This is a genomic window from Rhizobium sp. CSW-27 (genome assembly GCF_018760785.1).
Taxonomy (GTDB): domain Bacteria; phylum Pseudomonadota; class Alphaproteobacteria; order Rhizobiales; family Rhizobiaceae; genus Neorhizobium.
On sequence record NZ_JAHHZO010000006.1, the window covers coordinates 271,072 to 286,335 of the forward strand.

Consider the following 15,264-nt stretch of genomic DNA (forward strand, 5'->3'; position numbering starts at 1 on the left):
CTTTCGTCACGCCGTCTCAGGCCGCGTCGCGACGAAAGCTCAGAACGCGCGGCAGTCCGGAGCGGACGACGCGCACGGGCATCAGCCGCTTGACCTCTTCGGCGAGCATGCGGGCATTCTCCCGCGCCTTGTCGAGGTTCGATACCCTGGCGGCATCCAGCGAATGGAGCGTGCCCCCCACTTCGAACAGTTCGCGGAAGGCCGTGCGTTCGCCGATCGGCGTGTTCAGCACGTTGACGCCGCGCTGCGCCAGCAGGCCCTTGATGGCAACCAGCGCGCGGGTGGTCACGACAGGCGTCACGCGCGTCAGAACGACGGAATGGGGAATGGCAAGCCCTGCCTTGTCCTTCATCAGTTGCAGGAGATCGAGGATTTGGGCTGCCCCCTTGGCATCCATGGCCGAGCCCTGCACCGGGATCAGCACATGGTCGGACAGGCCAAGCGCGGTGGTGACCAGCGCATCGCGGGCACCGGCGAGATCGATGATGAAGTAATCGGTCGTCGACGACATCTCGCGCAGGTGACACTGCAGCGAGGCCACCGTGACTTCGGTGATGATGGTGATGTTGCGCACCGCGCCGGACATCTCGTGCCACTGGCTGATCCAGCGCTGCGGGTCGGCATCGACCAGCGTGACGCGGTGCCCCTGATGCGCAAGTTCGGTGGCAAGCAGCAGGGCCGCCGTGGTCTTTCCGGCTCCACCCTTGGCATTCGCGAGAGAAATCACAGGCATTGTCTATCCTCGATGGTCATCGAGCCGCATCGCTCACGAAGACACCGGATGAAACATGGTGCCGATAGCTGCAATCCTCGCAAGGGCATGGTTAACGGACGGTAAATTCAGAACCGTTAATGTAATCTAGTAAAACTGGTGATCGACATGAGAGGCGGAATGCACGCGGCCGATCCGGCGATTCTCCGGGCCGGCCGCGTGTCGCATCGCAACAATGTCAGAAGCAGTCCGCAAACAGCTGCCGGGTATTTTCCAGCGTCATCTTGACCGGATTGCCGCCGCAGGACGGATCTTCGATCGCCATGGCCGAAAGCTCGTCGAGACGGTCGGGCTTGATGCCCATGGCGCCCAGCGATTCCGGCACGTGCAGTTCGGCGCGCAGCGCCAGAACATAGTCATAGAAACCGTCGAAGCCGCCGGAAATGCCGAGATAGGCGGCGGCGCGGGCGATCTTTTCCTCGATGGCCGCACGGTTGAAGCGGAGCACCGGCGGCATCACCACCGCATTGGTCATGCCGTGATGGGTGTTGTAGACGGCACCGATCGGGTGCGACAGCGCATGGATGGCGCCGAGCCCCTTCTGGAAGGCGACCGCACCCATGGCGGCAGCGGCCATCATGTTGGTGCGGGCTTCGATATCGGTCGCCTCGTGATAGGCGCGCGGCAGGAATTCCTTCACCAGCCGCATGCCCTCAAGGGCGATCCCCTGGCTCATCGGATGGAAGAAGGGCGAGCAATAGGCTTCCAGGCAATGGGCAAAGGCATCCATGCCTGTGCCGGCGGTGATTGCCTTCGGCATGCCGACCGTCAGTTCCGGATCGCAGATCACCACGCCCGGCAGGAACTTCGGGTGGAAGATGATCTTCTTCACATGGGTCTGCGAATTGGTGATGACCGAGGCGCGGCCCACTTCGGAACCGGTGCCGGCAGTGGTCGGCACCGCGACGATCGGGGCGATGCCCTCGCTGTTGGCACGCGTCCACCAGTCGCCGATATCCTCGAAATCCCAGACCGGCCGCGTCTGGCCGACCATGAAGGCCACGCATTTGCCGAGATCGAGGCCGGAGCCGCCGCCGAAGGCGACGACGCCATCATGGCCGCCATCGCGATAGGCCTTGATGCCGGCTTCCAGGTTCTGCTCGTTGGGATTCGGATCGACATCGGCAAACAGCGCGCGGCCGAGGCCGGCATCGTCCAGCACTTCCAGCGCCCCTTGCGTGATCGACATGGCGGCAAGGCCGCGATCGGTGATCAGCAGCGGCTTCTTCATGCCGAGCGACTTGCAGGCCTCGCCCAGTTCCTTGATGCGGCCACGACCCAGCTTGACGGCGGTGGGGTAGCTCCAGTTGGCGGTGATGTTCATGGGGTCAGGCTTTCTTCAGATGATAGGATTTCGGCCGGGTCAGGTTGTGGAAGCCAAGCACGGAGAGCGAACCGCCGCGGCCGGTTTCCTTGACCCCGGTCCAGACCAGCGCCGGATCGAGATAGTCGCAGCGGTTCATGAAGACGGTTCCCGTCTCAAGCTCGGCGCCAAGGCGCGAGGCGCGTTCCTCGTCCTTCGTCCAGAGCGAAACGGTCAACCCGTATTTGCAGTCGTTCATCAGGTCGAGCGCTTCCGCATCGCTCTTCACCTTCATGATGCCGACCGCCGGTCCGAAGGTTTCCTCGCGCATGAACTCCATCGAGTGGTCCACATCAACGAGCACCTGCGGCATCAGATAGGCACCGCCGTCATCCTGCGGGAAGAGTTTCGGATCGACCAGCGCCTTTGCACCCTTGGCCACCGCATCCGCCACCTGCTCGCGCACGGTTTTCGCAAAACGGGCATTGGCCATCGGGCCAAGCGTGGTCTCCTGCTCCAGCGGATTGCCGAGCTTGTAGTTCGACACCCAGGCGACCGATTTTTCGACGAAGGCATCATAGAGGCTTTCGTGCACATAGATGCGCTCGATGCCGCAGCAGCACTGGCCGGAATTGTAAGTCGCGCCATCCATCAGCGTGTCGACGGCGGCATCGAGATCCGCGTCTTCCATCACGTAGCCCGGATCCTTGCCGCCAAGCTCCAGCCCCATGCCGGTAAAGGTGCCTGCCGCGGCGCGTTCCACCGCCCGGCCGCCGGCGACGGACCCGGTGAAGTTGATGAAGTTGAAGGAACCGGCAGCAATCAGCTTTTCCGAGGTCTGGTGATCGAGGAAGACGTTCTGGAACACATCATCCGGCACGCCGGCTTCCACGAAGGCCCGCACCATGCGCTCGCCGACGAGAAGCGTCTGCGCGGCATGCTTGATGATGACGGTATTGCCGGCCATCAACGCTGGCGCCACCGTGTTGATGGCCGTCATGTAAGGATAGTTCCACGGCGCGATGACGAAGACCACGCCATGCGGCTCGCGCTCTATACGCCGGGTAAAGGCAGCACTCGTTTCGATCTCGATCGGCGCCAGCGCTTCGGCCGCCACGTTCGCCACATAGTTCGACCGCTCGTTGAACCCCTTGAACTCGCCGCCATAGCGCACCGGGCGACCCATCATCCAGGCCAGTTCCGGCACCACCTCGTCGACCATCTCGTTGAGGCGCGCGACACCCTTCATCACAAGCTGGACACGTTCGTCCAGCGGGCGCTTTGCCCAGCTCTTCTGCGCCTTTCGGGCCCGCTCGACGACGGTTTTCGCCGCATCAAGCGTGAGCGCCGGCCGCTCAGCATAGACCGAGCCATCCACCGGCGAGATACATTGGATCATTGTCATGATCGTCTTCCTGTTGTCATTCAACTGATGGCGGCGGCACCCGCCGCCGCGCTTGATCTCACGCTATCGCCGCACAGGCCAAAAGGCGAGTGCCGTCACGCACGCTCGAAACCGCGCGCCACTTCCCAGTCGGTGATGCGGCGGTCGTATACTTCCTGCTCCCACTCGGCAGCCCGCACATAATGGTCGATGACGTCGTCGCCGAAGGCCTCACGCAGCATCGCGGAGCCACGCAGGCGCTCCGTGGCATGGCGAAGCGTGCGGGGGATCTCCTTGACGCCCGTGCTGCCATAGGCATCGCCGACGAAGGCCGGCTCGAGCTCCATGCCGTTGCGGATGCCTTCCATGCCTGCGGCAAGCAGAGCGGCCATCGCCAGATAGGGATTGAGATCCGAGCCGCCGATGCGGCATTCGATGCGGATGCCCCTGGTGTCCTCGCCGCAGAGACGGAAGCCGGCGGTGCGATTGTCCTTGCTCCAGACGATCTTGGTCGGCGCGAAGGTGCCGGCGACGAAGCGCTTGTAGGAATTGATGTAGGGCGCCAGGAAATAGGTATAGTCCTCGGCATAGGCGAGCAGGCCCGCCACATACTGCTGCATCAGCGCCGACATGCCGTGCGGGGCCTGGCTGTCGAAGAACAGCGGCGTCTTGCCGTCGGCGCTCCACAGCGACTGGTGGATATGCGAGGACGAGCCGGCGGCACTGTAATGCCACTTGGCAAGGAAGGTGATCGACTTCCCCTTGCCCCAGGCGATCTCCTTGGCGGCATTCTTGATCACGGCGTGGCGGTCGGCCATGGTGAGCGCTTCGGCATAGCGCACATTGATCTCCTCCTGGCCGGGAGAGGCCTCACCCTTGGAGTTTTCGACCGGAATGCCTGCTCCCTGCAGGCCGGTGCGCAGGGCGCGCATCACCTCTTCCTCCTTGGTGGTCTGGAAGATGTGGTAATCCTCGTTATAGGCGCTGGCGAGCTTCAGGTTGCGATAGCCGCTCTCACGCGCAGCCTCGAAGGTCTGGTCGAACAGGAAGAATTCCAGTTCCGTCGCCATGAAGGCGCTGAAGCCCATCTCCTGCAGGCGCTTGACCTGCTTCTTCAGGATGGCGCGCGGCGAATGCGGCACTTCCTCATGCGTGTGATGGTCCAGCACGTCGCACAGAACCAGCGCGGTGCCCTCCAGCCAGGGGCATTTGCGCAGGGTCGAAAGGTCGGGCTTCATCGTATAGTCGCCATACCCCTTCTCCCAGCTGGTCGCCTTGTAGCCGGAGATGGTTTCCATCTCCATGTCCGTCGCCAGAAGGTAGTTGCAGCTGTGCGTTTCCTTCCAGGCGCTTTCGACGAAATACTCGGCCTGGAAGCGCTTGCCCATCAGGCGCCCCTGCATGTCGACCTGTGCGGCAATGACCGTGTCGATCCGCCCGGCCGCAACGTCGAGCTTGAGGTCGTCGAATGTATAGATGGAGGTCATCGTGTCCGTCCCTGATTGACGAGAGGCAATCGCCCGTCATCCCTTGCTTTTCGTTGGTCTGTTCGTCGCGGGCGGTACCCGGCCAGGCCTGCCGGCCGGGTACCGTGTCGGAGATCAGCCGTAGCGATACGGCTTGCCGGCCTTTTCCATGTCGGCATTGTACTTCTTCAGGATCTCGACCACCTGCTTGTTGCGGGGAGACTGTGCGGCAATTTCCTCCCAGAACTTGTGGGCGGCATCTTCCACGGTCTTCCATTCCGCGTCCGGAATGCTGGTGAGTTCGAGCTTGCCGCCCTCGGCACGAAGGCGCGCTTCGCCGCCCCAGTACCAGTGCAGGCGCTTGTAGTGGGATGAATCCATGCACATCTGCCAGAGCACCTTCAGATGCTCGGGCACTTCCTTCCAGCGGTCGGCATTGGCGAAGAAGGAGCCGGCCCAGCCGCCGGAGACATTGTTGGTCAGAAAGTATTTCGTTACGTCCACCCAGCCGGAGGTGAAAACTTCCGTGATGCCGGACCAGGCAATCGCGTCGATTTCGCCTGTCTGCATGGCAACCGGCACGTCCTCGAAAGGAATGGTCACCGGCACGACGCCGAATTGCGCAAGGAACTGACCCGCCGTCGGGAAGGTCAAGACCCTGAGGCCCTTGAGGTCGGCCAGCGCCTTGATCGGCTTGTTGGTGGCGAAGTTGCACGGGTCCCAGGCGCCGGCGGACAGCCACTTCACGCCGACTTCCGAATAGGCCTTGTCCCAGATCTCGGCCAAGCCATACTCGTAAAACAGCGTCGGCACATCGAGGCTATAGCGCGAGGCGAACGGGAAATAGCCGCCGAACACCTTGATATCGACCGGCGAGTTCATCGAATCGTCGTCGGACTGCACGGCATCGATGGTGCCGGCCTGCATGGCGCGGAAGAGTTCGCCGGTCGGAACCAGCTGGTCGGCGGTATAAAGCTGGATTTCCATCTCGCCATTCGCCGCCTTGTTGAAGGCATCGACTGAGGGGCGGATCACGAATTCGGCAAGTGCCGCGCCGGCATAGGTCTGCAGGCGCCAGGTGATCTTCTTGCCCTGCGCCTTCACATAGGGGGCAGCCAGCGCCACCGGTGCGGCAACCGCTGCAGTCTTCAGGAAATTGCGTCTGCTATTGGTCATTTCTGGTCCCTCTGTTTTTCCATGGGTTGACATTCTTCGCCCCGCCCAGCCGGGGCGCATGACCTTACGGAAAGGGCCTGTATGCAGGCCTCGTTGTGTCTTTCGCCTCACCCCCGCACATAGACATGCTTCGGCAGCCAGGTGGCGATCTCCGGAAAGACCATGATGATGGCCATGCCGAGCAGCAGAAGCAGCACGAAGGGAAAGACGGATCGGTAGATGTCGACAAGCGTGATCTGCGGCGGCGCCATGGCCCGCATCAGGAAGAGATTGTAGCCGAAGGGCGGCGTCATGTAGGCGATCTGGCAGGTGATCGTGTAAAGCACGCCGTACCAGATGAGATCGAAACCCAGCTTGCCGACGAGCGGGATATAGAGCGGCGCAACGATGACGAGCATGGCCGTGTCATCCAGAAACGCGCCCATGATCAGGAAGGAGATCTGCATCAGGATCAGCACTTCCCACGGCGTAAGCCCGATATCGCCGATCAGCAGTTTCTCGATCGCCTTGACGGCACCCAGCCCATCAAAGACGGCGCCGAAGCAGAGCGCGGCGAGAATGATCCACATGAACATGCAGGAAATGCCGAGCGTCTGTTCGAGAACGCGGTTCCAGACCTCCTTTGTCAGCCTCCCCTTGAACCAGGCGGCAAACAGCGCGCTCAGTGCACCAACCGCCGAGCTTTCGACCAGGCTGGTGACGCCCATCAGGAACAGGCCCATCATCAGGAAGAAGATCAGGAAGGGCAGGATGCCGGCGCGAAGAAGCTTCAGCTTCTCGACAAGCGGCATGTCGCGTTCTTCCTTGGGCAGCGCCGGACCGAGCGCCGGATTGATGCGGCAGCGGATGACGATGTAGATGCAGAACAGCGCCGCCAGAAGCAGACCGGGAAACACGCCGGCAAGCCAGAGCTGGCCGACCGGCTGGCGGGCGATCATGCCGTAGAGCACCAGGACGACGCTCGGTGGCACCAGAATGCCGAGCGAACTGCCGCCCTGGATGACACCGGAGACCATGATCTTGTCATAGCCGCGGCGCAAAAGCTCCGGCAGCGCAATGGAGGCGCCGATCGCCATGCCGGCGACCGACAGTCCGTTCATCGCCGAAATCACCACCATCAGGCCGATGGTGCCGACGGCCAATCCGCCCGGCATGCCGCCGAACCAGACGTGGAAGGCCTTGTAGAGATCCTCCGCGATGCCGGATTCCGAGAGCATGTAGCCCATGTAGATGAAGAGCGGCAGCGTCAGCAGCGGGTACCACTTCATCAGCTTCATGCTGGCGGAAAAGCCCATCTCGAAGCCGCCATTGCCCCATAGAAAGGCGGCGGAGAGGACACCGACAAAGCCGATCGTGGCAAACACCCGTTGCCCCGTCAGCATCGACAGCATCATCGACATGAACATGAAGAGTGCGATCATTTCATAGCTCATGCGATCGGCCTCCCGCGCGCAACGGCGATGTCCTTGATCAGGATGGAGGTCGCCTGGAGGAAGGTCAGCGCGATGCCGACAACCATGATGATCTTGATCGGCGCCATGTAGGGCCGCCAGGACGAATAACTCGTCTCGCTAAACTTCAGCGCATAGGCCGTGCTGGAAATCCCGCCATACAGCAGGAAATACAGATAGACGAACAGCATGAAGATGGTCACCACATCGACCATGGCCTTGGTGCGCGGCGACCATTTTCCGTAGAGAAGGTCCATGCGCACATGGCTGTCCAGCTGCAGCGAATAGGCGCCGCCCAGGAGATAATAACCGGCCATCACGAACTGCGCCATTTCCAGCGTCCACTGGGATGGCAAAAACATCGTCTTGGAAATCGACGAGTACAGAAGAATGCCCATCATGACGAAGACGCCGTACATGACGATGCGGCCGACGCGCCGGTTGAAGGCGTCGACAATGCGGACATAGGTCTTCAGCGCTTCAGGCATCGCGCCCCCGCTCGAACTGAGCGGCCGGATGCGGCGCATGGCTTCGGTTACGGTTTCCCATCAGTATCATCGCCGGCACCTGTTCCCTCTTTTATGGTTTGTGCTGCCAGTGTTTCTTGATGTTGCCGGCTTCGGCCGGCGCGCAGTCAATGCGTCAGGACCTCCCTGAGGAGACCGGACAGGAAATCGGCCGCAACGCCCTGCCCCGCCTCGTCGGCAATGAGGTCGTTGCGGATCTCGATCATCACGTTCAGCAGGCCGGCGGGCGCGGCATGCAGCACCAGCGTATGCGTCACGCCGTCGGCCGGGCCGTAGGGTTCGTTGCGCTCCATGCGGTAAAGATGCGTATCGGCGGCCGCGTCGAGCAGACGGTCGGCAAGCCGGCTGTCCTCGTCATGCAGGATACCGATCTCCACGGCCCGCGGCTTACCGTAATAGACGGGCGTGAAGGAATGCACCGTCACAAGAACGGTCGTCTGGCCACGCGCCTGCCGGGCGGCGATCTCGTCGCGGATGCGGTTCTGGAACGGAAAATAGATGGCCTCGGCACGCGCCGCCTTTTCCGCATCGCTCAACTTCTCGTTGCCGGGAATGCGGTAGATCTCGCTGACCTCGCGGATGGCGCCGGGCGATTGCGGCGGGCGATTGCAGTCGTAGACAAGGCGGGAAAAACGCTGATGGATCAGCACCGCGTCGAGCTGGCGCGCCATGATCCGCGAAACGGCGAGCGCGCCGGGGTCCCAGGCGATGTGCGAGGCCAGAGCCTCGTCATCGAGTCCCATCGTGCCGAGTGCGGCCGGCAACCGGCGGCTGGCATGTTCGCAGACCAGCAGAACCTCGCCGCGTCCATGCGGATTGTCCACCGCCACCGGCTCCCCGTCCGCCTCAGCCAGCAGATGCGTCTGCGCAAGCATGGATCATCCAGCCCCCTGTGATCGTCGAAGAAGAGAATTCTTCAACATTCAGCCGCCGTCAATCGGCACACTGAAAAATTCTTTTCAGAGTCCGCATTGACTTTCGTCCCGCCAGATTTTTAACTTCTGTCATGAACCGGCGGAAAGACCGGCAAGGGGAACTGGGCTGAACGTGACGTCACCTTCACACACGGTGCTGGACGTCATCCGTCTGCATTACGACGGATTGACCCCGGCTGAACGCAAGCTGGCCGACAGCCTGCTGGAGCACTATCCCGTGTCCGGCCTGGGCAGCATCACCACGATTGCGGAAAACGCCGGCGTCTCGACACCGACCGTCGCGCGGATGGTGCAGAAGCTGGGCTACAAGGGCTATCCGGAATTCCAGCACCATCTGCACCTGGATCTCGAGGCGACGATCTCCAGCCCGATCGCCAAGCATGACCGCTGGGCGGCAGGCGCACCGACGGCGCATATCCTCAACCGCTTTGCCGACGCCATCACCGCCAATCTGCGCGACACGCTGACGAGCCTCGACGTGGCCACCTTCGACGGTGCCGCGGCGCTGCTGCGGGACGAAAGGCGGGGGCTCTATTTCGTCGGCGGCCGCATCACCGGCGCGCTTGCCGAATACTTCTTCACACACATGCAGGTGATCCGGCCGCGCACCACCCTGATCTCCACCAATCGCAGTTCGTGGCCGCAATATCTGCTGAACATGAGCGCCGGCGACGTGCTGGTGATCTTCGACATCCGCCGCTACGAGCAGGAACTGGCGACGCTGGCGGAAGCCGCTGCGGCCAGCGGAGTGGAGATCATTCTGTTCACCGATGTGTGGGCCTCGCCGGTGGCACGCCACGCCCGCCACGTGTTCAAGATCCGCATCGAGGCCCCCTCCGCCTGGGATTCCTCCGTCGTGACATTGTTCACCGTCGAAGCGCTCATCGAGGCGGTGCAGAGCGCTGCCTGGGAAAAGACCCGCGAGCGCATGAATTCGCTGGAGAAGCTCTTCGAGCGCTCCCGGCTGTTTCGTCGCCCCACCCCCTCGGAAACGAGCTAAACCACTGTATTTTCGGAGGAAGAAACAAGAGACGGCAAAAGGCATACAACGGGCGAATGCGAATAATTCTGTCACATGCCATTCATCAAACGACTCTACGAGTCGCGCCACACGAAGAAACCCCAGGAGGACCATCGTGATGACCAAGTTCCATCGACTGCTTTCCATGACGACCGCCATGGTCGTTGCGACGGCAAGCCTTGCCTATGCCGAGCCGAGCGCCGAACTGATCGCTGCCGCCAAGAAGGAAGGCATGCTGACGACGATCGCCCTGCCCCACGACTGGTGCGGCTACGGCGACGTGATTGCCGCCTTCAAGAAGAAGTACCCGGAAATCCAGGTCAACGAACTGAACCCGGATGCCGGTTCGGCTGACGAAGTCGAAGCCGTCAAGGCCAACAAGGACAACAAGGGCCCGCAGGCTCCGGACGTTGTCGACGTCGGTCTCGCCTTCGGCCCGCAGATGAAGAAGGAAGGCCTGCTGCAGCCGTACAAGGTTTCCACCTGGGACGAAATTCCGGCCAACATCAAGGATGCCGACGGCTACTGGTACGGCGACTACTATGGCGTCATGTCCTTCCTGGTGAACAAGGACCTGGTCAAGACCTCGCCGAAGGACTGGGCCGACCTGATGAAGCCGGAATATGCCGGTCAGGTCGCTCTCGCCGGTGACCCGCGCGCTTCCAACCAGGCCATCCTCGGTGTTCTCGCTGCCGGCATGGCAAGCGGCGCAAAGGCTGGCAAGGACGCCGGCGAAGCTGGCCTGAAGTACTTCGCCGACCTCAACAAGGCTGGCAACTTCGTTCCGGTCATCGGCAAGTCCGGCACGCTCGCTCAGGGCGCCACCCCGATCGTCGTGATGTGGGACTACAACGCACTCGCCGCCAAGGACACGCTCGCTGGCAACCCGCCGGTTGAAGTCGTCGTTCCGGCCTCCGGCGTTCTGGCTGGCGTTTACGTTCAGGGCATCTCCGCCTATGCACCGCATCCGAACGCTGCCAAGCTCTGGATGGAGCACCTGTATTCCGACGAAGGCCAGAACCTGTGGCTGAAGGGCTACTGCCACCCGGCCCGCTTTAACGCCATGGTCAAGGCCGGCAAGGTTCCGCAGGACCTGATCGACAAGCTGCCGCCGGCTGCTGCCTATGAAAAGGCCTACTTCCCGACGCTCGAAGAAGTCGACGCCAACAAGGCTGCCGTCACCGGCGGCTGGGACAAGGTCGTTGGCGCCAACGTCAAGTAATTGAACCGAAAGCCGGTGCCGCCTCGCATGTGACAATCGGGGCGGCACCGTTTTTGCATCACCCGCAATGATTGCGGGCAAGAGGGGCAGAACGAGATGTCGACACAGACGGCCACGCAGGCCAAGGGCGCTGCGCCACCGGGACAGTTCCGGCGCTTACCAATGCACTGGCTGGGGGTCGTGCCGTTCGCCGCCTTCGTTCTGCTGTTCCTGATCCTGCCGACGATGAAGATCGTCATCGGCGCCTTTCAGACCCCTGATGGCGGCTTCACCCTTGCCAACGTGTCAGGGCTGTTTACCTCCTCGATCCTTGCTGCCTACTGGATCTCCATCAAGATCAGCTTCACCTCCGCCATCCTCGGCTGCCTGATCGGCTTTGCCATGGCCGCCGCCGTCGTGCTCGGAGGATTGCCGCGCGCCATTCGCGGCCCGCTTCTGACCTTTTCCGGGGTTGCCTCAAATTTCGCCGGCGTGCCTCTTGCGTTTGCATTTCTGGCAACGCTCGGCCCCGTCGGGCTGGTCACCGTGTTCCTGCGCAGCGAACTCGGCATCGACCTGCGCCTGCTCGGCTTCAACATCCTCTCCTTCTGGGGCCTGACGATCACCTACCTCTTCTTCCAGATCCCGCTGATGATCCTCATCATCACGCCGGCGCTCGACGGGTTGAAGCGCGAATGGCGCGAAGCGGCCTCCATTCTCGGCGCCACAAATGCACAATACTGGCGCCTCGTTGCCTTCCCGATCCTCCTGCCCTCGCTGCTCGGCACGCTGGCGCTTCTGTTTGCCAATGCCTTCGGCGCCGTGGCGACCGCGATTGCGCTGACCGGCTCCTCGCTCAACATCGTGCCGATCCTGCTGTTTGCGCAGATCCGCGGCGACGTGCTGGGTGATCCGCATCTGGGTTATGCGCTTGCCTTCGGCATGATCGTCGTCACCGGCATTGCCAATGCCATCTACATCTGGCTTCGCGCCCGCAGCGAAAGGTGGCTGAAATGAAACGCCTCTGGGCCTGGGCCGCACTCATCATCGGCCTTCTTTATTTTATTCTGCCGCTCGTCGGCATGACGAACTTCTCGCTGAAGATGCGGCGCGGCGAATATTCCTTCGACGCCTACGCAAAAGTGTTTGCCGACAGCCGTTTCCACGAGACCTTCAGCTATTCGGTCTGGATGGCGCTGCTGACCATCATCTTCGGCGTTTTCCTCGTCGTGCCAACCGCCTACTGGGTGCGCCTGAAACTGCCTTTCCTGCGCCCCTATATCGAATTCATCACGCTTCTGCCGCTCGTCATCCCGGCGATCGTCATCGTCTTCGGTTACATCCGGCTCTACAACACTTCCAGCTGGCTGCCGCTGACGGGTTCCTATGTCGGCACCGACATCCTGCTCGTCTTCGGTTATGCGACACTGAGCCTGCCCTACATGTACCGGGCGGTGGATACCGGCCTTCGCACCATTGACGTGACAACGCTCACAGAAGCCGCCCAGAGCCTCGGTGCCGGCTGGGTGACGATCATCGGTCGCATCATCCTGCCGAACGTGACGGTGGCCGTGATGTCCGGTGCCTTTGTCACCTTCGCGATCGTCATGGGCGAATTCACCATGGCCGCCCTTTTGAACAAACCGGCTTTCGGCCCCTACATGCAATTGCTCGGCGCCAACCGCGCCTATGAACCTGCGGCGCTCGCCGTGATCGCATTCGGCATCACCTGGGCCTGCCTTGGCCTGATGCAGCTGGTCTCCAGGCTGCAGAAAACCCCGCAGCGCCCGGTCTGAGGAATGATTTGATATGAGCTTTTTGACGCTTTCACATTTGCAGAAGTCCTTTGGTGCGACGAAGGTCGTACATGATTTCAACATGGCCATCGACAAGGGCGAGTTCATTTCCTTCCTCGGCCCGTCCGGTTGCGGCAAGACGACGGTGCTGCGCATGATCGCCGGCTTCGAGCTGCCGTCCGGCGGTTCGATCGTCATCGACGGCAAGGACCAGACGCGGCTGAAGCCGAACCAGCGCAATATCGGCATGGTGTTCCAGGCCTATGCGCTGTTTCCCAACATGAACGTGTTCGACAACGTGGCCTTCGGCCTCAAGGTGGCAGGCAAGCCGAAAAACGAGATCGAGGCCCGCGTCAAGGAGATGCTGAAGCTGATCCATCTCGAGCACCTTGCCGACCGTTACCCCTACCAGATGTCCGGCGGCCAGCAGCAGCGCGTGGCGCTGGCTCGCGCGCTGGCGCCAGCCCCGCAGGTGCTGCTGCTCGACGAACCGCTCTCGGCGCTCGATGCGAAGATCCGCGTCTCGCTGCGCGAAGAAATCCGCCAGATCCAGCGCCAGCTCGGCATCACCACCGTGTTCGTCACCCACGACCAGGAAGAGGCCCTGTCGATCTCCGATCGTATCGTGGTCATGAATGCCGGCAAGGCCGACCAGATCGGCACGCCGGGCGAGATTTACAACCGCCCGACCACCCGCTTCGTCGCCAATTTCGTCGGCACGCTGAACGTCATTCAGGCAACACTTGTCAACGGCAGCACGGGCGCGCTGAAGATCGGTGAGGAAACGCTGAGCCTGCCGCAGTCGATCGAGGGCAAGGCGGATGACAGCCTGATTTCCATCGCCTTCCGTCCGGAAGCGGCCATGCTTGCCGGCCCCTCCACGGGACCAGCCGTGCTGTCCGGCACGGTGCTCTCCTCCAACTTCCTCGGCTCGGTCTTGCGCACCAAGGTGGATCTCGGCGGTAATATCATCTCCTTCGACATGTTCAACCAGCCCTCGGCCGTGTTGCCGAAGGCTGGTGAAACCGTAATGCTTGCGCTGCAGCAGGACGGTTTGATGGTGTTGGGCGACTGATCCTCGCCTCTCCCGTCCCGATGCGGGGCGAGGCGCACGCGCTTGCGTCTTTCCACCGAAAGGCAAATCGGGCTAATGCTGGCCCGGTTTTGACGAGAGGGAGGCCATCATGCGCGCGCTTTATTTCGAACGGTTCGGCGAGGCACCGAAGGTCGCCACCCTGCCCGATCCCACGCCGGCCGCCGATGGCGTCGTCATCAAGGTCGAGGCCACCGGCCTTTGCCGCAGCGACTGGCACGGCTGGATGGGGCACGATTCCGACATCTCGCTGCCGCATGTGCCGGGCCACGAATTTGCCGGCACGATTGCCGCTATCGGCCGGGATGTGCGGCGTTTCAAGGTCGGCGACCGCGTCACCGTGCCCTTCGTTTCCGGCTGCGGCCATTGCCACGAGTGCCGCTCCGGGAACCAGCAGGTCTGCGAGGCGCAGTTCCAGCCGGGCTTCACCCATTGGGGTTCGTTTGCCGAATATGTGGCGATCGACCATGCCGAGCAGAACCTCGTCCACCTGCCGGACGCCATGTCCTACGCGACGGCGGCCAGCCTCGGCTGCCGCTTTGCCACCTCCTTCCGCGCCGTGGTGGACCAGGGACGCCTGAAGGGCGGCGAATGGCTGGCCGTGCACGGCTGCGGCGGCGTCGGCCTCTCTGCCATCATGATCGGCAAGGGACTTGGCGCACGGATCGTCGCCATCGACATCGCCGACGACAAGCTGGCGCTGGCGCGGGAACTGGGTGCGGAAGCCACCATCAACAGCCGCAAGGTGTCCGACGTGGCGGAGGCGGTGCGTGACGTCACCGGCGGTGGCGCGCATGTCTCGGTCGATGCGCTCGGCCATCCGCAGACCTGCTGCAATTCGATCTCCAACCTCCGGCGCCGCGGACGCCATGTGCAGGTGGGCCTGATGCTGGCCGACCACGCCATGCCGCAGATCCCGATGGCCCGCGTGATCGCCCATGAACTGGAAATCTACGGCAGCCACGGCATGCAGGCCTGGCGTTACGACGCCATGCTGGCGATGATCGAGGCCGGAACGCTGTCGCCCGAAAAGCTGATCGGACGGCACATCAGCCTCTCCGATGCCGTCGAGGCCCTGCCCGCCATGAATACGTTCCGCGAAAGCGGCATCAGCATCATCGACCGTTTCGAGTAGCCCC

General features: G+C 62.3%; 14 protein-coding genes. 6 read left to right on the top strand and 8 right to left on the bottom strand.

The annotated features are described in order from the left end of the window. Positions 1-16: 16 nt before the first annotated feature. The 8 genes from KLP42_RS14265 to KLP42_RS14300 form a co-directional block, all read right to left on the bottom strand. Positions 17-733, bottom strand: a complete 717-nt coding sequence (locus tag KLP42_RS14265; protein ID WP_215567402.1) for an AAA family ATPase — start codon at positions 731-733, stop codon at positions 17-19. Between the two features lie 217 nt (positions 734-950). Then, positions 951-2,096 carry an iron-containing alcohol dehydrogenase gene (locus KLP42_RS14270; protein ID WP_215567403.1) on the bottom strand — a complete coding sequence of 382 codons (1,146 nt, stop codon included), beginning with the start codon at positions 2,094-2,096 and terminating at the stop codon, positions 951-953. Positions 2,097-2,100: 4 nt separating this feature from the next. Further along, a complete protein-coding gene (locus tag KLP42_RS14275; protein WP_215567404.1) occupies positions 2,101-3,480 on the bottom strand; it encodes an aldehyde dehydrogenase family protein in 1,380 nt (459 codons plus the stop codon). Positions 3,481-3,575: 95 nt separating this feature from the next. Continuing rightward, positions 3,576-4,946, bottom strand: a complete 1,371-nt coding sequence (locus KLP42_RS14280; RefSeq protein WP_215567405.1) for a glutamine synthetase family protein — start codon at positions 4,944-4,946, stop codon at positions 3,576-3,578. A 114-nt stretch (positions 4,947-5,060) separates the two neighbouring features. Then, a complete protein-coding gene (locus KLP42_RS14285) occupies positions 5,061-6,101 on the bottom strand; it encodes a TRAP transporter substrate-binding protein (RefSeq protein ID WP_215567406.1) in 1,041 nt (346 codons plus the stop codon). A gap of 107 nt (positions 6,102-6,208) precedes the next feature. Further along, positions 6,209-7,534 carry a TRAP transporter large permease gene (locus KLP42_RS14290; protein ID WP_215567407.1) on the bottom strand — a complete coding sequence of 442 codons (1,326 nt, stop codon included), beginning with the start codon at positions 7,532-7,534 and terminating at the stop codon, positions 6,209-6,211. Next, positions 7,531-8,040, bottom strand: coding sequence for a TRAP transporter small permease subunit (locus KLP42_RS14295; RefSeq protein ID WP_215567408.1), 510 nt, complete (start codon positions 8,038-8,040; stop codon positions 7,531-7,533). Before KLP42_RS14295 ends, KLP42_RS14290 begins: the two co-directional genes overlap by 4 nt. A 146-nt stretch (positions 8,041-8,186) precedes the next feature. Then, positions 8,187-8,954 carry an N-formylglutamate amidohydrolase gene (locus KLP42_RS14300; RefSeq protein ID WP_215567409.1) on the bottom strand — a complete coding sequence of 256 codons (768 nt, stop codon included), beginning with the start codon at positions 8,952-8,954 and terminating at the stop codon, positions 8,187-8,189. A 172-nt stretch (positions 8,955-9,126) separates the two neighbouring features. Between KLP42_RS14300 and KLP42_RS14305 the strand changes: the two genes are divergently transcribed. From KLP42_RS14305 to KLP42_RS14330, 6 genes are all read left to right on the top strand, one after another. Beyond that, positions 9,127-10,014 carry a MurR/RpiR family transcriptional regulator gene (locus KLP42_RS14305; protein WP_215567410.1) on the top strand — a complete coding sequence of 296 codons (888 nt, stop codon included), beginning with the start codon at positions 9,127-9,129 and terminating at the stop codon, positions 10,012-10,014. 139 nt (positions 10,015-10,153) lie between these two features. Then, the gene (locus KLP42_RS14310; RefSeq protein WP_252192997.1) at positions 10,154-11,257 is read left to right on the top strand and encodes an ABC transporter substrate-binding protein; all 1,104 of its coding nucleotides are present in this window, start codon (positions 10,154-10,156) and stop codon (positions 11,255-11,257) included. Between the two features lie 96 nt (positions 11,258-11,353). Continuing rightward, a complete protein-coding gene (locus tag KLP42_RS14315; protein ID WP_215567412.1) occupies positions 11,354-12,253 on the top strand; it encodes an ABC transporter permease in 900 nt (299 codons plus the stop codon). Then, positions 12,250-13,032: an ABC transporter permease gene (locus tag KLP42_RS14320; protein WP_215567413.1), complete on the top strand. Its 783-nt coding sequence runs from the start codon at positions 12,250-12,252 to the stop codon at positions 13,030-13,032. The genes KLP42_RS14315 and KLP42_RS14320 overlap by 4 nt, the downstream gene beginning before the upstream one ends. 13 nt (positions 13,033-13,045) lie before the next feature. Then, a complete protein-coding gene (locus KLP42_RS14325; RefSeq protein ID WP_215567414.1) occupies positions 13,046-14,107 on the top strand; it encodes an ABC transporter ATP-binding protein in 1,062 nt (353 codons plus the stop codon). A gap of 109 nt (positions 14,108-14,216) precedes the next feature. Next, complete coding sequence (locus tag KLP42_RS14330; RefSeq protein WP_215567415.1) at positions 14,217-15,260, top strand: zinc-dependent alcohol dehydrogenase family protein; 1,044 nt, start codon at positions 14,217-14,219, stop codon at positions 15,258-15,260. Positions 15,261-15,264: the final 4 nt, after the last annotated feature.